Genomic DNA, 18,356 nt, shown 5'->3' with positions numbered 1-18,356 from the left:
TCAGTCTAATTTCACGCCCGACTTATTTTCCTGAGCGCGTCGTGGTGCATCCTTGCGACGCTCCTCAAGGTCAGCAGCGCGTGCAGCCGCATCTTTTTGTTTTTGCAAAAATGCTTTTTCATTCTCAGCACGCTCTTGTGCACGTTTTGGATCAGCTCGCTCAGCAGCACGACGCGCATCGCGTTCCGTTTTGATTCGCTCATTGATAATGCGTTGGTTTTCGTTGAGCAAGACCTCCTGCGCCCGAATTGGATCAATTTCACGTCGATACTTTGCTCGCGCATCGCTAAGGCATGAATTCACGAAGAACTTGTCATAACATTCCGCATTCGTTTTTTTCCAGCGATATTCAGCCCATTCGCGCTGCAGCGTGAGTTGAGCCTCGATTTGATTGAGCTTTTCAAGTTCAAGCTCATCACTCGTAACAGCATGGGCTGGAGCAACGTACATCGCTATCAGAATGGCAAAAGCCAATGATCGATTTTGATCCGTCATTAAATCTCAACCTTGGCGCCCAACTCGACTAAACGATTGGCTGGAATGTTATAGAAATCCGATGGCTTGGCAGCGTTTTGCATCATCCATGCAAAAAGACGCTCACGCCACACCGCCATACCAGGGGATTTGGATGGCGTAATGGCGTCCCGTGCCAAAAAGAAGGTGGTATCCATGAGATCAAAGGGTTGACCATATTGCTTGGTAATCAAATCGAGCACTTTGTTCATATCGGGTGTTTCTTTAAAGCCATGCACACTACGAACCACAAATACATTACCACCCAAATCTTTAATCGATAAGCGCTCATCATCGCGCACAAAGGGCACATCCCAAGTACTCAATTTAAGAAAGAAGATACGCTGATGCATCACGTGGTTATGCTTTAGGTTGTGGAGCATTGCTGCAGGCACAAAATCAATATGCGGAGTCAGAAAGATGGCCGTTCCCTCAACCCGATGGGGTGGATGCGCCAATAAGTTTTTAATGAACATCTCCAGTGGAATCGACTCTTTAATGAGCTTATTGCGCAGCAGCTGACGGCCTCGATACCACGTAATGATGCAAGTAAAGAGTAAGAAAGCCAAGGCGATGGGATACCAACCCCCCGCTTTAATTTTGATCAACGTGGCGGTCCAAAAGGCAAAGTCGATCACCAAAAATAAGATGATCATCACAAAAATAATGATAGGATTAATATGCCACTCACGCCGCATAACGATGCTCAATAAAATGGTGGTGATCAGCATGGTTGAACTTACTGAAATCCCGTATGCGGCAGCGAGATTGACCGACTCCCCAAATTCAACGGTGGTCACAATGACCATGATCAATAAAGCCCAGTTCACTGCAGGGATATAAATCTGACCTCGTTCAGAGACGGAGGTATGTAGGATATTCATACGGGGAACGAAGCCAAGAAGAATAGCCTGGTTAACCAGAGAGAATGCCCCTGAAATCACAGCCTGCGAGGCAATTACCGTTGCGGCAGTAGCCAATCCAATCACGGGCCACAAAGCCCACTCGGGCACCATCAAATAAAACGGATTGGTCACTGCCGCAGGATTAGCAAGAAGTAATGCCCCTTGGCCTAAATAGTTGATTAATAAACATGGCAATACCAAAAAAAGCCATGCATAGCGCACTGGACTTTTACCGAAGTGGCCCATATCTAAATAGAGCGCTTCCACACCGGTGACCACGAGAACTACTGCGCCCATCACGATATAAGCCGTTAAGGGATGATCGACGACAAATTGCAATGCATACATCGGGTTAAATGCGCTCACAATTTCAGGCGCTTGACCGATGTTCATGAGTCCCAATATGGCTAGCACGATAAACCACATCAAGGTAATAGGACCAAACAAATTACCAACTGCTGCAGTCCCAAAGCGTTGAATCACAAAAAGCGCCACCAGAATAATGACAGAGATTGGCAATACCGCATCCGCTAACGTCGGTGTTGCGATCGCAATTCCTTCGACCGCCGAGAGGACTGAAATCGCCGGGGTAATGACCGATTCACCAAGCAGCATGCAAGCGCCCAACATGCCCATCACCATAATCAGAAAATATTGCCGGCTGTCACTTTTAATTGAACGCAGCGCTAAGGCCATCAATGAAAGGACGCCGCCTTCGCCTTTATTATCGGCACGCATCACCACAAATACATACTTGAGCGTTACGACAATCAAGAGCGCCCAAATCATCATGGAAATCACACCAAAAAGCGCCTCACGGCTATAGGCAATACCGTGGGCAGGATCAAAACATTCTTTCAGGGCGTACAAAGGGCTTGTACCAATATCACCAAATACCACCCCAATCGCAGCAAGCATGATGAGGGGCAGACTCTTTTTGGGATGCTCATCGGTGCCGTGAATTTCAACCGGCTTGAGCAAGGATGAATTGGAAAATTCTGGGTTACTAATGGACATCCGTAGGACTACCCGATAGTTACAGTGCCTATATGATACGCTCACTTGAGGTGCCACAGTACCCGTTAACTGGACAAGGATGCACTATAAATGGTAGAATCGTAGTCTCAGGCGCGGGGTGGAGCAGTCTGGCAGCTCGTCGGGCTCATAACCCGAAGGTCATAGGTTCAAATCCTATCCCCGCAACCAAATTTCTTATATTTTTCAAAGGGATACTGAAGTATCCCTTTTTGTTTACTAGTATAGTTTGACCTATACTACTTGTATCAGTCAGAATAACAATATCAAATCATGACTGATATGAACATCAAAACGATACGGAAATCATCAGGAACAGTTCCAATCCCTGAAACAATCACAAAAATTGGTAAAGGTTTTCCTGACAAATTAGTCATTTTTAAGATTCCCTCATCACGATATTGGTGGGTTCGTTATTACACAGAGGGAAAGGTACTTAAAAAATCAACAAAAACAGAAGATAAAAGAAAAGGTATTGAATTTGGAAAGAAGTTCTATGAACAAATTCTCATACGACAACACAATCTTTTACCTCTCGGATCAAGTCCATCTTTTGAACGAGTATCAAGACTTCTATTAACAGAACAAGAACAATTAATAGAACGAGGTGAACGAAGTCCCAAGATGAATATCAACGATAAACAGAAGTTAGAAAAAGATATTCTTCCATTCTTTAAAGGTATGAATGTAAAAGATGTAACTTATAAACATCTTGATAACTACATCACACAACTTCGTCAAAGAAAACTTAAACCACCCACTATCAAAAGTCATCTTTCTTTAATACACAAGATTCTTTCTCTATCTCAACGAGAAAACTTAATTGATAGATTACCCTCATTTCCAAAAGTTAAAAGAAAAGATTCACCAAGAGGATGGTTTAACAATGATGAATACAAACTTTTACTCAAAACTGTCAAACAATGTATTGATGAAAAAACTATCATTCGTTCACATCAGATTACTGATGAGATGAGATTACTCATCACATTTATGGTGAACTCTTTTCTACGACCAAGTGACATTAAAAATCTACGACATAGAAATATTCAGGTTATAGAAAAAGAACATAAGTATTTAAGAATTCAAACAGATGATTCAAAAACTGTTAACACACCAATTGTCACAATGGAAAATTGTGTAGGGATATACAAAGACTTATTAGAATTCCAAAAGAAAAATAAACGGGAGATTGGTAAGGAAGATTTTGTATTCTTTCCACACTTACTTAATCGTGACTTCTCATTACAAACAATGAGGAGACAGTTTGATTACATTCTTGATAGATGTGAAATGAAAACAACATCTAATGGTGATCCACGAACACTCTACTCTCTCCGTCACACATCAATCATGTTCAGACTCACGATGGGTGAATCAATAGATTTATTGACACTTTCACGGAACTGTAGAACCTCTGTAGGAATGATTGAAAGATTCTATGGAAAACCCTTAGAGGGTGAAATGAACATTGGGAAGATCCAATCAAGTAAATACAAAGTCAAATAAGAAGTTCAAAAAGAGTTCGGAAATAGAGGTAATATCTCTTATAGAAAATAGATTCAAATTGATTGGAGAGTCAATATGAAGTTCATTCAAAAACTCATCTTTTCATCACTAATCTTGGGTATGAGTGGTCTTGTTTACGGTCAAACACACTCCTTTAGATGTAGTTTTTCAGATGGATTCTCAACAGACTTTAAATCAAATAAACCATCCTCAAGTCGAGATAAATCAAAATTTACTGACTTAACATTCGACCAATTAGATGTGAAAAAGAATCGAGGAAGAATGATTGGAAACGCGGGTGCGACTGATGTTGGAGTAATCAATGGAGATAACTCAATTCATATCATTGAACAAACACCCTCTGGGAACATGAATATAACAACAATTTTTAATCCATCTATTAAAAATTCAAGTAACTATCCTGTTGTTCATAGTAGACACGTAAACATATTTGATGAACCTATGACATCTCAATATGTAGGACTATGTAAGAAACTAAATTAAATAAAGTAAAGAATATGGTGATTTGATGGAGTTAGGTCTCGGATTCACATTAATTTTACTTGTCATAATATGGATCATGTATGACGAAAATCAAAGTCTAAAAAGAAAAAATTCTAATTTCACTTTATCGGGAAATACTAAAAAAAATAACCACGAAAATAAAAAACAATTAGACAAAGATATCAAAAATTACAACAAAGAAAAATTAAAAAAATCTAGTATTCAAGAACTTGTAGAAAAAATTACTTTCAATGATGAACACATTACAAGTCAAATAATTAAATTTACACAAATTGAAAATAAAAGTGAAACCATTCCTTATTTATATTGTTTATCACTCGAATTGATATCATTCGAAATTGTTAAAACGAGGAGAAATTTCAAATTTGACTTAGAAACTATCAATGAAATAATAAAAAGATATAAACATCAAAAACTATTACAGATAAGACTTAATACAAAAACACACTTATCAATTTCTGAAATTAGTAAAGTTTGTGACACAATTCTAGGAGATATTCAAAGAATGTCGGAACCTTTAAGTGAAGAAAATCTAAAAAATAGTTCGTTGAATTGGTTACTGATTAGACTTAGATTTTCAGATATAGAATTTAATGAAACAGAGGTTACTCAAATAATAATTAAAACAATAGAAAATTTTATTAACTACATTGAAACATTTTTACTAACTAATATCTCCCCGGAAACTCACCACGAGATACATTCAAAGTAATCGTGTCACCCCACTGAATCCATCTTCGTAGATTCCTTGTTACCCGTTTAATGTCGTTTTCATTTGATGATCCTCTGTCATCAATCGTCTTGGGTAGTTGTTGATGGTCTTTTCTCTTTCTTTTTTTGTAATAATCATAGACGTCTCTTAATAGTGACTTACCTCGTAATGATGGATCTTTCAGATACACATCACGATAGACATTCAATACATCTTTAAGAATTGTTAACTTTGGTTCTGTTCTATCAGATATCTGAAATTGAGATGTAATCACACGATATTTCTTCTTCTGACGATTACGGATCTTTTGTTGTTCGTCAATCAACTGACGAATCTTCTTGAGTAAGACGGTAGTAGATTGGTTAATTGGTACTTCAAGAATCAAACTATCTGAATAGATCCGTAATGACTGACTATCAAGAATAGTTACAGACTGTTCTTCAAAAAGATGTTTATGACTATCCCACCAGTCATTGAATGTTGTTCGTTCTACATCTCCCCATGACGAATAGAACTCATCACTTTGTTTGAGATTTTTGAGGATTGTGGGATTGGTGGACTGTAGAGATATCTTGTAGAACTCAAACCAAATCCGATAGAACTCTTTCTTTAGTGGGAGGATTTTGTCGGTGTTCATAGATGAACATCTTCCCATAAACGGACAATACTATCAATCAGTCATCTGTCTGATTTGAAGTTATGATACTGTAACTCATTGATTTAATTGTAAAAAAATGTATAATAGACACTATAGATTGAAATGTTCAAGTAAGAACAAACTAATCTATATGTGTACCTCCCGACAGAACACCTGTTCCTGAACCTACACAAAGATTGACACCAAAAACAAATAAGAAAGTCAATCAACCCAAACCGTAGAACAGTTCAGAAAGTGAGATTTAGATGATTTATGACAACGATTTTTATACAAAGTTAAGAAGTAATACTATTCAGAAAACACTATGTGACGAAGATTTGAATTTCATCAAAAAGTCACATCAACATTTCAGAACATCAAAATATTTTGATGTTTACAAATACTTCCCAAAGTATTGATTTTAAGTAGTAGTCGTCCCTTCCGTAAGAACAATTCCGTTCCTGAAACGACGGGTGAACCATTATTAGAGTTCACAAATAAATCACATATAAATGAAAGGAAACATATGATTTATTCAGTTACAGAAATGTCATCAAAAGTAAACAACTTATCAAAGAATAGTGTTGAAAATCTATTAGAAATAGGAAACATATTCAATGAAATTAAGAATAACTTTACAACTCAAGATTACAAAGAGTTTTTAAAACAAACACACTACGTAGAGGGTTCATCAACAATTCGAAAGTGGGAACAAATTGGTAAATCGTATCTAAAACTCAAACAAGTTTCAGAACTCTTACCCCCAGTGTTTACGACACTCTATTTCTTATCCAAATTAAGTGATGACGAGTTTAATAACCTAATAAAAAGTAACAAACTGACTCCATCAATCACAACACAAGAGATTGAAGAATCACTGAATAAGGTAAAGAATCAATCCAAAACACTACCGAGGATTGTGATTGAGTTTAATGACACAGTTTCATTTGGGGTGGTAAAAGAATTTGACGATTTGTTACAGAACTATTCCAATTACATTGTCATCACAAAAAATGATGAATTCAAAGAGTATGTGTCTATGTCTAATAATGTGACCATTCTCGAAACAACTGAATCTTATTAATTGGAGAATTTAATGAAACAGTTACTCTCCGAATACTTGAGACCAAAGTCGTTTCATGAACTTTGTATTTCTGATGAAAATAAAGAAAAACTTGAATTCATGTATGAAAATAGTCGTGTTATGAATATGTTATTTCACGGAAAACCAGGGACAGGTAAAACAAGTTCTAGTTTAATTTTTTATAATAGTGAAAAATTTGATTCAATAATCATAAATGGATCTTTAGAAACTGGTGTTGATGAGGTAAGAAATAGAGTAAGACGTTACAGTTCTACCTTATCTCTATTTCCTGATAAACAGAGATTAGTTATTATTGATGAATGTGATTATTTGTCACCTAATTCTCAATCCGGATTGAGAAAACTCATTGAAGATAATTCTGACACCTGTCGTTTTATCTTCACTTGTAATGAGATAAAAAAGATTCAACAACCACTTATATCAAGATTATTAGTCTTAAATTTTGATGTCACTCCTTCAATTATCAAGACAACTCTTGAAAGTTATAGAAAAAGGGTAATTCAAAAATTAAAGGATCGATATGGAGAAATTAATGTAGACAGGGTGAATTACATTATTAATTACTATTTTCCAGACTACAGAATTATTTCTAACCAACTTGAGTATGAATTTCTATTAAATACTCCATAAAACTGTTCTTATAAGAACTTTTCCCCACAGTCAAACTCAGTTAACAATAACTGGGTCTGAAGGTGGGGATTTTTGTATTCTGAAAATTTTTTTTGATAGGAAATTCACGGAAAAGTAAAAAATGGTAAACATGATGAAATAAAGTGGTATATGTCATCAGGTGAAATCAAATTAGACAAAAACTCTTATAAGTAAGTATGTCCCCCCTTGAGTTTGATTGAAACCATTACCTGATACCCCCTAGTTTTAAACCATCCATCCAATAGAACCCTGTTACGAAGTAACAGATGAACGAACGATAGTGAGTTCATGAACCAAAACCCCCTCCAGATCCAGACATTGAATCCTATTCCTATCCTGTTCCTAAATGAACATTTCCTAGTTACCACTATCTATATCTAGATTCCACACCATATAAATAATAGAAACGACCTAGTTACCACTAACTTCTCGTCAATAGTGTCGGGATAAACAAGTGAGTTCTAGTCTTAGTTTCTATCCATCATCCAAGGAGAATTCATGTCATTTCAGATCCAATCCACACCACATACCCAATTCCCATTACGACTAGACCATAACCTTTCCCAACGATTTACCCATATCTCCACCACTACCAGAATCCCTAAATCTACACTTGGACGATTAGGAATCACACGACTACTCAATGAAATAGAAAGTAAAGGTATTACACGAGTTCTACAAGAGATGGAGTCGGTATGAACGAGAAACAGTTACAACAACTGGAGAAAGATTCTATCTACACGATAAAAGTGAGTCCTGATATCAAAGACCAAGTTGTATCGGGATATTTAAATGAACTATGTAGAGTTGTGAAGAAAGAAGTAAGGAAAAGTGAGGTAATAGTATTAGTAATAAACAAAAGAATATAAAACTAGAACTTTTTCTTATCTACTTTTTCACATTTACCATTAAATCTAGTGATGGAACTTGAAATTATTGAACCTTTATCTGTCTTAACACTTTCCATAAAACCAGAAGAAATTAACCCACTTACTCTATCAATATTTATAACAGAATGTTGAAATAAAAGACTATTAGGTTCACTATTTAAAGAACAAACAATTTTTTCACTTGTCCAAGTATGACAGTCGTAATTTTCTAATTTTTTATTTTTAAAGTTATAAGTTTTTGATTTTGGTTCATTACTTTTTCCGAAAGTAGATGACTCTATTGACTCTGTACCATTACAAACTAATGAGAATGAAGTTTCATCTCCTATTGAACATGATGTAAATAAAATAACCAAAATAAAAGAAAAAAAGATTTTCATTTTTAACTTACCATTAAGAAGTGATAGTGAGGAACAATCATTTTTTTGTTCTTAAGTTCACAGAAAAGTATGATTTGATTTGGAAGTTTTTTTAACATATTTAAGTTAACTAATCTTTCAAAATCAGTAAATTTCATGTAGATATGGAAAACAATCTTAAACTCTTTATGTTCAATATATCCATATCTTTCAGATGTTTTGGACTCTATAAGATGAACATCATAAGAATTGAACTCTAGTTTAGATGATTGTTTTCGTAATAATTCCGATTTCTTGAGTTGACAGACATAAGATATGGAATTTGATACAGGAGTGAGAGAAAAAACAGATTCAGTGGGTGTTAGATAGTATCTGTCATACATTTATTACCTCATATCTTTAATCTAACCACATTCATTACTGTAATCATTCGTTCTAGAAATGATCCTTTGTACCTCTTGTCATCATCTCTGAATACGACCTTACCGTCCTCTACCGATCCCATAGTTGGAGTCCATTTACATATCTCTAACAGTGGAAGATTTCTCTTTTCAAACTGAATACATCTAAAGTAATACCGAAAGTATTTGTTATCAAGAGAATTCTTAACTACAGTAAGACTTTTAAAGTTTTGAATTTGAATATAGTAACCAGACTTCATTGACTTATAACGTTTTATCTTACCCATAACTTTCAGTTTAAAGTCATCGGGATTTGAACCTGTTTCCAGACATGAATCTCTAACGATTCGTTCCAGATAAGTCTTAATTTGAATGTCTTTAGACATCCTCACACCACCACCAATCACTCTCATCCCGTTCATAGACAATGTCTGTATGTGTCAAAGATTTCTTTGATTCTTTAGATTTGAGTTGAACTGAAGGATTCTCTTCATCCTGTATCTTATGTTTAACAGGACGATAGAGAGGTCTTCCAAGGATTTTTACATCACTCATACATCAAAAAAATGTTTTCTTAACTCTATCACCACATAACTTATTAAATACATTTCTATCCCAACCATCATCTGTAATCTTTGACCATCTATCCTCATCAGTTAAGTCTGGAACATTTTTTGGAAGTTTGGAAATAGATTCAACAACATCATAGAAAAGTGACATAGACATTTGAGACTTACAGTTGTATACCTCTTTCCATAAAAAATGTAAGTTTGGATAAGATTTCAAGTCACTCACATACCAAAAACTAACATAATCCTCTTTTTTCTTTATTGAACTTTCATCAATAAGAATAGTTTGACCAGTTGATTGATGATAGATTTTCCATTCAGGAGACTTGTTACAACCGATTAAAAAGAATGAAATAAAAAGAAGAAAAATCTTTTTCATCATCTTATTTCTTTTTAAAGTAATTGTGATACACAAAGAAACAAACTATAAGAAATCCGATTGTTAAGAATATTTTCTTTTGGTTTACTTCAAACCAACTATAAGATTTAACATCTGGTGAATTCTTTATTTCATTTTGTTTTTTTACAGTCTCCAAATCCTTTTCACGGACTTTTTGTGGGTCAGAATCTGATTTGAGTCTTTCTAGTTGATTCTTGTTGGTATTTGAAGAGTCAAGTCTTTCATTAAGAGATTGACTAAAAGATGTAAGAGAATATGAAAGAACCAGAAGGAAAAGAGACTTTTTTATCAGTTCAGAAAAGGTCATCATATAAATTCTTTAAAGGTAAAGTTGGGTATAGGTTTGAATATTCTGAAAAGGTTATCGGAAAGTATGTTCGGATACAGTTGTTAATTGAAATATAGTTTTAAAAGAATGTAGGATAAGAGGAAGAATAAACACCAAAATATGATTTCGATAGAATTTCTACGTTCATGTGATACACCTTTTTCTTCTAGAAACTTATCAACGTAGTAGTCCCAACAACGAGAAATAAAAAAAATTAAGACTACAAAAGGAACGAGATAGAAAAAGATAGTAAGGTCTATATTAAGAACTTTATCAATAATTCGATTTAAGGTAATAGGTTCTGACATTTAATAATTACTTTTGAAAAGAACATTTGATAAGTGATTGAATTGTTCTATTAAAATTAAGTTTAGATAATTCAATTCTATAAGAATCACCAGAAAGATAAGGTTTATTTCTTCTGTTATCAAAATTTCGGTACTCATCAAGTGAATCTAAAAATTCATAATTAATTTCAAATAAATTTGTATAAAAAATTATTTCAGATTCATGTTTAGATTTAGTTGAAGAACCAATCCCATGGATTCTAAAAAATCCATTCTTTGATTCCGAAATTAAAGATTTGTATGAATCTCGTAATTTCCAAGGATAAAAATATTCATTACTTACTATTTTGTTGAATCGTGACTCATTTCTTGTTTCCAATGAACTTTTATATTCGGTAGAAATATACTTTTCTGTATCGGGTGGAATGTTTTCCACCTTAAACAGTAACCAGTCATAATTAGACGGTATTAAATTTTGAACGAACTCAATCCTTCCATCAAATGTATTACAAAATTTACCCTCCGGTTTCTTTACCTGACCATATGAAGAATTAAATACAAATATAAGTGATATAAAAATTAATAATCTATTTATTGACATATAACCCTCCACTCATACTGACCTGTTCTTTGATTCAAGACCTGTCTATTTTGACAATTAGACGTCCCAATAGGTGGAATAACTGGAGGATTAATAGGTTGAACTGATGGGGGAACAATGGGACAAATTGTGGGTGGACAGATAGGTGGTAAGTCAATAGAACTACTACAAATGGGTGTCATTTCACCGTTTACACACCTACATACACAATTCCCAAAAGAATAAGTAGATATCAAAAATAAACCCGTGAAAATTATAAACTTCATAATTTCACACAAGATCCATATGAAATACCACCACGACCATTGTTTTCTACAAATCTCATATCGGGGTAGAGTTGAACATCAAATTGACCAGTAAAGTAATAGAACTTCTTGATACCAACAAACTTATCGGTTTCTACTCTATCAACTGTGTATCTGTCACAAGTAACTTTGTTTTGACTCGGAACAAATGAACATCTCTCTAGTTCAGGTTTTGTAATGTCGTAAATCTTTATAGAAAACTTCCACTTCATTAATTCAGAATCAGAAACAATGTTTTCTGGACCAATCTTACGAGTTACTCTACAGTCATATGTAGATGAGTAAACGAGTGATGATGAAAGTGAAAATAATACAAAAATTATTAGTCTTTTCATTTATTTTTAAAACCTTTGTAGATCCATTTTCCAGTTTTATAGAAAATTATTGAATAGAATACATATGTTAGTAAATGTGAAAGACCATTCCGAAAATTTATGGTTTGACGTTGAAAGAAAGAAATTTCATCTATATATCTATATGGTGGAAAATCAAATATCCAATTAAAAATTGGACGAAAAATTAAAACATTAAAAAAGTCTGATGTATAGATAATGAAATTTGGTATTAGTGATGATTCACTGTCCCAAAAAAAATAGTAATAAAAAAAGACAAAAAAGAGTGAAACAAACCAAACTCTTTTCCAACCCTTAAGTTGTTCTATCTTACCTAACACTTTTATCATCTTCTTTCTAAATCTTTTCTAAATTCGTTGAATATTTCAGACATACAGTTATTGAAATCCTCACGAACTTTAATAGATTCTTTTTGAGGTAGTAAGTTAGACAAGGTAAATGAATTGTCATAACCTCCTTTTGTGAGAGAAAAGACAACCTCACCATTAAAAGGAATTACAGAGGTCACTGTTTTAATAACATCAAATTTAGGATCTCCGTACCCTACACAACGACCTCTATCCTCAGAACCACATTTGAAGTCTGTAATCTTAAATTTTTCAAGACTTGACTTGTTAACTTTAATATCTAGATACTCAGGATATGTTTGTGTCCATTTCTCTGTTCTCACATCTAAGACTGAAGGAACTATCTTCAGTAATGTTCCTAAATTACTTTTTTCTCTCATATAAATGAGTGAAAAACTTCCTGAAACGATTACTGGTTTTCCAGACTGAGAACGAATATCTCTGTAAATGTTTCCAAATTCTAGTTCACATGATGTGAGACTTCCACCTCTTGTTATTCGGTTTAGTTTAATAAAATTATCTTTTTTTAGATTTTCAAAAACCATCGTTTCAAGTTTTTTATAGTCATCATCCGATAACTTTCCGAAACTTAAAGATGATGAACATATTAAAAGAATTAAGACAAGAAATTTACTCATATTTGTCACCAAGATTGATTAGTGATAGTCTAATACTTATGAAATCTACCACCATTTCGTTACTTTTAACACTAGTCATTTCTACTAGTGTTTTTAGTCAATCTTTACCTGTAAAAATGAGTAATTCAGGTATCTGTCATAAACCTGGATCCACCTACTACGAACAAACCAAGAACTTCAAACCTTATAAGACTCTTGATGAATGTTTGAAAGACGGTGGACGTTTACCGAAGAAATGAATATGAAAAAACTTATCCCTATATCTCTATTATTTTTCTCAGTAAACGGTTATTGTGATTGGTTTAAGGTAACAGAATCAAATTCAATGACTGTATACATTGATGATTCCAAAATAACTAAAAAAGATAAATTTATTCGTATCTGGTCTCTCCACAACATGAATAAACCTGAAAAATTAAGGGATGGAAAAGTTTATCAATCATATGTAACTTTTAATGAAATTGATTGTAATGAGGAAAAATCGAGAGATTTAAAATTGACTTTGTATCAGAATGAAATGGGAAAAGGAAGTGTTGTATTTACTTCTGACGAAATTTCTAAATGGTCGTTCTCTGGTCCTGGAACTATAGGAGATTCTTTAGTTCGGTTTAGTTGTGGATTCAAACATTTAAAATGATGATACTTTTCTCCATTTTCATCATTCTTTCAATACTAATAGTCGTTGTCTTTCTGTATGTAATGATAAGTAACTATCTTTTCTATAAAGAGAAAAATAAACCAAGAAACAAAGTTCTTAAAGAGTTAATTAAGAATGAAACGAATCCAATTATTCGTTCAAGATATGTTATTGAAGAAAAGGGATATTTGAGAATTCTTGAAGAATTTATGTTTGTTATTCACCACAACAGATTGAATAAAGTCGGTAATCATCTTCATGAACCTATCAAAGAATATTCAATCAATAACTTTCACCTATTTACAAATATTCCGATCCCTCACCAACAATCTATCAAACTCTCATTTACTAGAGAACATTTTCCTGAGTTAGAGATTGATTCTTTCTCTTGTGACAAAGAATCATATGAGATATCAAATCAATATTTTTCAGTTCATTCATTCAAGTATTCGGATGAGTTTGATAAAAAGATGAATGAACTTTTAAACTTGGTTCATCCATTATGGTTACAAATCAGAAAAGAAGAATACGAAAACTCACAAGAAGAAAGAAAGAAGTTAGTGAAACTTGAATTAGAAAAAAAGAAAGAACTTGATAAAAGATACTCAGGTTTTTAATTTATAAGACTGAATACACCGTTCCAATCCCAATCTGAAGTTGTTTTGAGATTTGTTTGATCCCCATTCCCTTCTCTCGTAACAGTTTGACAGCGTTTTTCATTCCGTCATTCATCTTTGTCGGTCTTCCTAATTTCTTTCCTTGACTGACCGCCCGTTGTAATCCGATTGTGACTCGTTCTGAAATGAGATTTCGTTCCATCTCTGAAATACATCCAAAGATCCCAAATATCATTCTTCCTGAACTTGTTGATGTATCAATACTCTGTTGATTGAAATACAAGTCAATCTTGAGTTCATTGAGTTCTTTCATTATTTGAACTAAATCACTTACTGAACGACCTAGTCTATCCACCGACCAGACGAGAACCATCTCAAACTTTCGTTGAACTCCGTCTTTCATCATCTGATCCAGTCCGGGACGATCCTGTCGTCCTTTAGAACCCGATATACCGTTATCAGAGTAGATTTGGGTGATTTGGTATCCACACCGGTCTGAATAGTCCCTAAGAACCTGTATTTGGTTCTCTACGGTCTGTTTGGTGGTGGATACACGGACATAGATACAGACTTTTTTCATAGTTTTCTCCCAAAAAAGTGATGAAAATACCTATGAATTACTATACTACTTACTATACTACTTTGGCAAAAAGTCTATATATTACAACTATTTAAGTATCAAATAAACGAACTCATAACCCGAAGGTCATAGGTTCAAATCCTATCCCCGCAACCAATCTCTGGCGCATTTCCCCATTGAATAGCAACATTTAAGCTGCTTTTTTGTCACTTATTTTTATTTGTTTGCGACTCTTTGCCTTTGCTTCTAAAAATTCTTTCGCTACTATTTTTAATTCGCTATCCGCAAAACGTTTGAGAGCTTCACGCATCAATGGCTGATACCCCATGCCATATTTATCGCCAAGTAATTTGTATGAATCAATTAAATCAGTACTTAATCTGATCGATATCATTTTTAAGCCAAGCGCTTCATCCGTTGATTCTGATGATTGCTCTGATCGTCGAGCATACGCTTCGTCCGAGCCCAACTGACGACTCTCCCATGCTTGTTCGCTACTTTGAATAAGGTCTTGCCTCGATTTTTTTGGTTTCATACTATCTCATCATCCTATTTAATTTTTCAGAGATGGTCACCCAGAGCCATCCTCAAATAAAGTAATTTTTCTCGCGGATTAGGTTCAAAAGCTGTCTTCAAATTAACAACGCCGTCATTTAGAACATAAACAATTTTTAGCAACCGATTTTGATGTGTTGGGGCAATAAACCAAACCGTGGGAGGTTCTGTTTGGTGTTCGGCCCTCGTATCCTCCAAAACTATTCCCGTGCGGTTATAAAAGCACTCTTCAACTTCAACCCTGCGAACCCGATGCTTTTTGATTAATTTTTCAGCCAGCCTCGGACTAATCACTAGTTGCTTCATCATAGCCCATTTCGTTATGTTTTGTATATACAAAATTTTACGTTAAATTGGTGCTTTATTGGGATAAATTTTTATTAAGTTATTGATTTAAATATATATTTTTATAATTTTAGAAGATATACAGATTTTGTTAATTTTGTTAGTCGTGATGCCACAATCGCTTTTGCTTGGGTCTTAGGAACTCAACGGTAAGTTCATCGGCAGTGGCATACCAGTGTTGTGCTCCGGTATGTATGGTTTCAAGAAGCGGGGTTTGATTGTCTCGATATCGTTCTTTCACAACGCTATGTGGATGACCATACCGATTTCGATATCCATGCTGAGAAAATGCCACCGTTGGTTGGATGGCATCTAGCCATATCTGTGATGACGATGTTTTACTACCGTGATGTGGGGCCATTACCACCACCTTGTTGGGCTTTTGGTAACCCGCATCCTCTAGACGTCGAATATGCTCATGCTCTCCTCGTTTTTCTATATCGCCTGTTAACCAAAAACTCGTGTTGTTATTTCGGATTTCCAGCACACAACTGTTTTCATTAGGCTTTCCTCGGTGCGTATCTGCGTTGAAAGTGACCTCCTCAGACGGATGCCAGACTTTAAAGTCCACACCATCCCATTGCCATTCTTGACCAAACTGACAGGGCAGTGCTGGCATGAATGATTGTTTAACATCATTCATTAAGGGATGATGCTCTGGCATCGTGCCTAAGAATGATTCGATCTTTAGGCTCTTCATTAGTGTGCTGGCGCCAGCAATGTGATCTAAGTCTTTATGACTAATAACCAATCGATCCAATCGATCAATCCCCTCTCCACGAAAGTACGGTAGTAAAACTCGATCTCCAGCATTGTCATTTTTTCCGGAAAGTGGGCCGGTATCGTACAGGAGTCGATGTGATTTTGTCTCAACCAGTACTGCGGTGCCCTGCCCAATATCAAATACATAGGCCCTAAATTGGCCCTCATGAATTGCATTAGTGGTTTGCCAAAACAAAGGGGCGCAAAGGGCAAGTCCCACAATCCGATTCACCAGATGAGTTGTCATCGGGCCCGGACAAATATGCCAATAGATCCCTACTGTCGATAAAGCCATTGCCCATAGGGTCGGTTGATGGGACCAATGAACTGCCCAGTCAAATTTTGCAAGCCAATTGAGGTATGTTGCGGTCCACTCCATTACTTCATGCGCAAGCTGGAGAGGGATTGGTGCAAACCACTCAGGAAGAATAGCGCCAGCAATTGCCAGGGGCGTAACAATAAAACTAATCACTGAAATCGCCAGCGCATTGGCTAATGGCGATACGACAGATACTTGGTAAAACCAATATAAAGTACAGGGAATGAGCGCAATGGTCACAATCCATTGCAAGCGGCAGGATTCAAGGAGGGCTTGTTTGAATCGCTCAAGTCGACTTCTTTCCCACTCGCTCCCATTCGGGATGCCTATGAGACTGGATGAAGAACCCATGCCGTACAAAATGATGGCTACCGCTCCAAACGATAACCAAAATCCTGGAGTGTATGGGGCCATGGGATCAATCACTAGAACTAGCAAGAGGGCAATCCACCAAATATCAAAGGCGCGTGGGATTCGGGAAGTCCAGAGCGCAAAAGCTACGATCCCAACCATGTAGAGTGTTCGTTGAGCTGGTATTTGAAATCCAGCTAACCATGCATATAAAAATGCAGTGAGTAATCCAGTACCAGCGGCTACTTTTTGAACAGGAATCACGAGCGGCGATTCGCGACGTCGCCATATCCACGCCCCTAACATAGCCCCCAATCCCGAAAGCATCGTGACATGTAAACCCGATATCGAAATTAAATGCCCGACACCAGTAGCATTAAATACCCGCCAATCCGATTGCGCAATAGCATTTTGATCGCCAATCACCAAGGCAATTAATACCCCAACATATGGCGCAGAAGGATCTAGAGCGGCTTTGATCTTATTGCGTAGTCGCCAACGCTGATACTCGATGGCTGTTTTTAATGAAATCCATTTGGATTCTTGAACTCGCTTACCAGACCTAACCGAGCCATGCGCTCCAAAGCCTTGATGAAACATCCATCGTTCAAAATCAAAGCCATGCTCATTCATTAAGGTGTGTGGTCTTTTGAGTTTGACAACAAATTGCCACTCTTCACCCGGGGCAAGCTCCGGAATCAAACGGTTTTTTTGCCACGCCCCACTCCAACTTAAATAAATTTTTCTTGGTAAGGACTCAGATTGAACATCATTCCAGTCAACTACCTCAAAGGCAAAGCGCTGATGTTGATGATCACCACTAGGTAGTTGATCGACATATCCCCGAATCGTTAACTCTTGATCTTCAAGAGAAATTGGTAGGGACGATGCAAGCCTCCCCTTTGCATAATGAAAGTGATAGCCCCACCCCAACGCTGCCATGGCTGCTATTAGAACAAGGAGCGAGATGATGCGATTACGATCTCGCAAATAATAGCCAATAATCAGCAAAAAGATTCCGAAAATAATGCTTACTTCTAGGCCGTGATTTGGTAATTTGGATAAAAAGAGAAAAGCCGATCCTCCGGCAATCCATGCCGTAATTGCGATGCGTAGCACG

At 35.8% G+C, this 18,356-nt stretch carries 20 protein-coding genes and 1 tRNA gene; 8 read left to right on the top strand and 13 right to left on the bottom strand.

Translation table 11 applies throughout. The annotated features are described in order from the left end of the window. Both ICV32_RS03030 and ICV32_RS03025 read right to left on the bottom strand, forming a co-directional pair. Entirely contained in the window at nt 1-495 is a 495-nt protein-coding gene (locus tag ICV32_RS03030; RefSeq protein WP_215371818.1) for a hypothetical protein, read from the bottom strand. Then, the gene (locus ICV32_RS03025) at nt 495-2,336 is read right to left on the bottom strand and encodes a potassium transporter Kup (protein WP_251371963.1); all 1,842 of its coding nucleotides are present in this window, start codon (nt 2,334-2,336) and stop codon (nt 495-497) included. The genes ICV32_RS03030 and ICV32_RS03025 overlap by 1 nt, the downstream gene beginning before the upstream one ends. 211 nt (nt 2,337-2,547) lie before the next feature. On the opposite strand from ICV32_RS03025, the gene ICV32_RS03020 reads away from it, so the two are divergent. From ICV32_RS03020 to ICV32_RS03005, 4 genes are all read left to right on the top strand, one after another. Continuing rightward, a tRNA-Met gene (locus ICV32_RS03020) sits at nt 2,548-2,624 on the top strand. A gap of 102 nt (nt 2,625-2,726) precedes the next feature. Continuing rightward, entirely contained in the window at nt 2,727-3,962 is a 1,236-nt protein-coding gene (locus ICV32_RS03015) for a hypothetical protein (protein ID WP_215371815.1), read from the top strand. A 75-nt stretch (nt 3,963-4,037) separates the two neighbouring features. After that, nucleotides 4,038-4,466: a hypothetical protein gene (locus tag ICV32_RS03010; RefSeq protein WP_215371814.1), complete on the top strand. Its 429-nt coding sequence runs from the start codon at nt 4,038-4,040 to the stop codon at nt 4,464-4,466. A gap of 76 nt (nt 4,467-4,542) precedes the next feature. Continuing rightward, complete coding sequence (locus ICV32_RS03005; protein WP_215371812.1) at nt 4,543-5,199, top strand: hypothetical protein; 657 nt, start codon at nt 4,543-4,545, stop codon at nt 5,197-5,199. Here the strand turns inward: ICV32_RS03005 and ICV32_RS03000 are convergent. Continuing rightward, complete coding sequence (locus ICV32_RS03000) at nt 5,156-5,836, bottom strand: hypothetical protein (protein WP_215371811.1); 681 nt, start codon at nt 5,834-5,836, stop codon at nt 5,156-5,158. The two genes, ICV32_RS03005 and ICV32_RS03000, sit on opposite strands and share 44 nt — an antisense overlap. 526 nt (nt 5,837-6,362) lie before the next feature. Between ICV32_RS03000 and ICV32_RS02995 the strand changes: the two genes are divergently transcribed. Both ICV32_RS02995 and ICV32_RS02990 read left to right on the top strand, forming a co-directional pair. Further along, entirely contained in the window at nt 6,363-6,920 is a 558-nt protein-coding gene (locus ICV32_RS02995) for a hypothetical protein (RefSeq protein WP_215371809.1), read from the top strand. A gap of 12 nt (nt 6,921-6,932) precedes the next feature. Further along, nucleotides 6,933-7,571, top strand: a complete 639-nt coding sequence (locus ICV32_RS02990) for an AAA family ATPase (RefSeq protein WP_215371808.1) — start codon at nt 6,933-6,935, stop codon at nt 7,569-7,571. A gap of 892 nt (nt 7,572-8,463) precedes the next feature. Here ICV32_RS02990 and ICV32_RS02985 read toward each other — a convergent pair. The 6 genes from ICV32_RS02985 to ICV32_RS02960 all read right to left on the bottom strand — a co-directional run bounded on the left by ICV32_RS02985 (nt 8,464) and on the right by ICV32_RS02960 (nt 13,070). After that, entirely contained in the window at nt 8,464-8,862 is a 399-nt protein-coding gene (locus ICV32_RS02985; protein ID WP_215371805.1) for a hypothetical protein, read from the bottom strand. A gap of 938 nt (nt 8,863-9,800) precedes the next feature. Further along, entirely contained in the window at nt 9,801-10,193 is a 393-nt protein-coding gene (locus ICV32_RS02980; protein ID WP_215371804.1) for a surface-adhesin E family protein, read from the bottom strand. 1 nt (nt 10,194) lies between these two features. Next, on the bottom strand, nt 10,195-10,521 hold the full coding sequence (locus ICV32_RS02975; RefSeq protein WP_215371802.1) for a hypothetical protein: 327 nt from the start codon (nt 10,519-10,521) through the stop codon (nt 10,195-10,197). Nucleotides 10,522-10,854: 333 nt separating this feature from the next. Next, entirely contained in the window at nt 10,855-11,427 is a 573-nt protein-coding gene (locus ICV32_RS02970; protein WP_215371800.1) for a hypothetical protein, read from the bottom strand. 262 nt (nt 11,428-11,689) lie between these two features. After that, nucleotides 11,690-12,067: a hypothetical protein gene (locus ICV32_RS02965; protein ID WP_215371799.1), complete on the bottom strand. Its 378-nt coding sequence runs from the start codon at nt 12,065-12,067 to the stop codon at nt 11,690-11,692. Nucleotides 12,068-12,410: 343 nt separating this feature from the next. After that, the gene (locus tag ICV32_RS02960; protein WP_215371797.1) at nt 12,411-13,070 is read right to left on the bottom strand and encodes a hypothetical protein; all 660 of its coding nucleotides are present in this window, start codon (nt 13,068-13,070) and stop codon (nt 12,411-12,413) included. Between the two features lie 241 nt (nt 13,071-13,311). On the opposite strand from ICV32_RS02960, the gene ICV32_RS02955 reads away from it, so the two are divergent. Together ICV32_RS02955 and ICV32_RS02950 are read left to right on the top strand one after the other, a co-directional pair. Next, on the top strand, nt 13,312-13,707 hold the full coding sequence (locus ICV32_RS02955; RefSeq protein ID WP_215371795.1) for a surface-adhesin E family protein: 396 nt from the start codon (nt 13,312-13,314) through the stop codon (nt 13,705-13,707). After that, the gene (locus ICV32_RS02950) at nt 13,704-14,324 is read left to right on the top strand and encodes a hypothetical protein (protein ID WP_215371793.1); all 621 of its coding nucleotides are present in this window, start codon (nt 13,704-13,706) and stop codon (nt 14,322-14,324) included. The genes ICV32_RS02955 and ICV32_RS02950 overlap by 4 nt, the downstream gene beginning before the upstream one ends. Before the next feature lies 1 nt (nt 14,325). On the opposite strand, the gene ICV32_RS02945 is transcribed toward ICV32_RS02950, so the two are convergent. From ICV32_RS02945 to ICV32_RS02930, 4 genes are all read right to left on the bottom strand, one after another. Further along, on the bottom strand, nt 14,326-14,904 hold the full coding sequence (locus tag ICV32_RS02945) for a recombinase family protein (protein WP_215371791.1): 579 nt from the start codon (nt 14,902-14,904) through the stop codon (nt 14,326-14,328). 190 nt (nt 14,905-15,094) lie between these two features. Then, the gene (locus ICV32_RS02940) at nt 15,095-15,439 is read right to left on the bottom strand and encodes a BrnA antitoxin family protein (RefSeq protein WP_215371789.1); all 345 of its coding nucleotides are present in this window, start codon (nt 15,437-15,439) and stop codon (nt 15,095-15,097) included. Between the two features lie 26 nt (nt 15,440-15,465). Beyond that, entirely contained in the window at nt 15,466-15,768 is a 303-nt protein-coding gene (locus tag ICV32_RS02935) for an ADP-ribosyl-(dinitrogen reductase) hydrolase (protein WP_251371912.1), read from the bottom strand. A 136-nt stretch (nt 15,769-15,904) separates the two neighbouring features. Continuing rightward, nucleotides 15,905-18,355, bottom strand: a complete 2,451-nt coding sequence (locus ICV32_RS02930; RefSeq protein WP_215371788.1) for a DNA internalization-related competence protein ComEC/Rec2 — start codon at nt 18,353-18,355, stop codon at nt 15,905-15,907. Nucleotide 18,356 lies beyond the last annotated feature (1 nt).

It is taken from the genome of Polynucleobacter sp. MWH-UH24A (assembly GCF_018687475.1).
Classification (GTDB): Bacteria; Pseudomonadota; Gammaproteobacteria; order Burkholderiales; family Burkholderiaceae; genus Polynucleobacter.
The sequence above is the reverse complement of the archived record's forward strand: the minus strand, read 5'-3'. Positions and strand labels throughout refer to the sequence as shown.

Bases quoted from the DNA above. Each gene is read 5' to 3' on its own strand.
- ICV32_RS03030 (WP_215371818.1), bottom strand. From the start codon at position 495: ATGACGGATCAAAATCGATCATTGGCTTTTGCCATTCTGATAGCGATG.
- ICV32_RS03025 (WP_251371963.1), bottom strand. From the start codon at position 2,336: ATGCTTGCTGCGATTGGGGTGGTATTTGGTGATATTGGTACAAGCCCT.
- ICV32_RS03015 (WP_215371815.1), top strand. From the start codon at position 2,727: ATGACTGATATGAACATCAAAACGATACGGAAATCATCAGGAACAGTT.
- ICV32_RS03010 (WP_215371814.1), top strand. From the start codon at position 4,038: ATGAAGTTCATTCAAAAACTCATCTTTTCATCACTAATCTTGGGTATG.
- ICV32_RS03005 (WP_215371812.1), top strand. From the start codon at position 4,543: ATGTATGACGAAAATCAAAGTCTAAAAAGAAAAAATTCTAATTTCACT.
- ICV32_RS03000 (WP_215371811.1), bottom strand. From the start codon at position 5,836: ATGAACACCGACAAAATCCTCCCACTAAAGAAAGAGTTCTATCGGATT.
- ICV32_RS02995 (WP_215371809.1), top strand. From the start codon at position 6,363: ATGATTTATTCAGTTACAGAAATGTCATCAAAAGTAAACAACTTATCA.
- ICV32_RS02990 (WP_215371808.1), top strand. From the start codon at position 6,933: ATGAAACAGTTACTCTCCGAATACTTGAGACCAAAGTCGTTTCATGAA.
- ICV32_RS02985 (WP_215371805.1), bottom strand. From the start codon at position 8,862: ATGAAAATCTTTTTTTCTTTTATTTTGGTTATTTTATTTACATCATGT.
- ICV32_RS02980 (WP_215371804.1), bottom strand. From the start codon at position 10,193: ATGATGAAAAAGATTTTTCTTCTTTTTATTTCATTCTTTTTAATCGGT.
- ICV32_RS02975 (WP_215371802.1), bottom strand. From the start codon at position 10,521: ATGATGACCTTTTCTGAACTGATAAAAAAGTCTCTTTTCCTTCTGGTT.
- ICV32_RS02970 (WP_215371800.1), bottom strand. From the start codon at position 11,427: ATGTCAATAAATAGATTATTAATTTTTATATCACTTATATTTGTATTT.
- ICV32_RS02965 (WP_215371799.1), bottom strand. From the start codon at position 12,067: ATGAAAAGACTAATAATTTTTGTATTATTTTCACTTTCATCATCACTC.
- ICV32_RS02960 (WP_215371797.1), bottom strand. From the start codon at position 13,070: ATGAGTAAATTTCTTGTCTTAATTCTTTTAATATGTTCATCATCTTTA.
- ICV32_RS02955 (WP_215371795.1), top strand. From the start codon at position 13,312: ATGAAAAAACTTATCCCTATATCTCTATTATTTTTCTCAGTAAACGGT.
- ICV32_RS02950 (WP_215371793.1), top strand. From the start codon at position 13,704: ATGATGATACTTTTCTCCATTTTCATCATTCTTTCAATACTAATAGTC.
- ICV32_RS02945 (WP_215371791.1), bottom strand. From the start codon at position 14,904: ATGAAAAAAGTCTGTATCTATGTCCGTGTATCCACCACCAAACAGACC.
- ICV32_RS02940 (WP_215371789.1), bottom strand. From the start codon at position 15,439: ATGAAACCAAAAAAATCGAGGCAAGACCTTATTCAAAGTAGCGAACAA.
- ICV32_RS02935 (WP_251371912.1), bottom strand. From the start codon at position 15,768: ATGATGAAGCAACTAGTGATTAGTCCGAGGCTGGCTGAAAAATTAATC.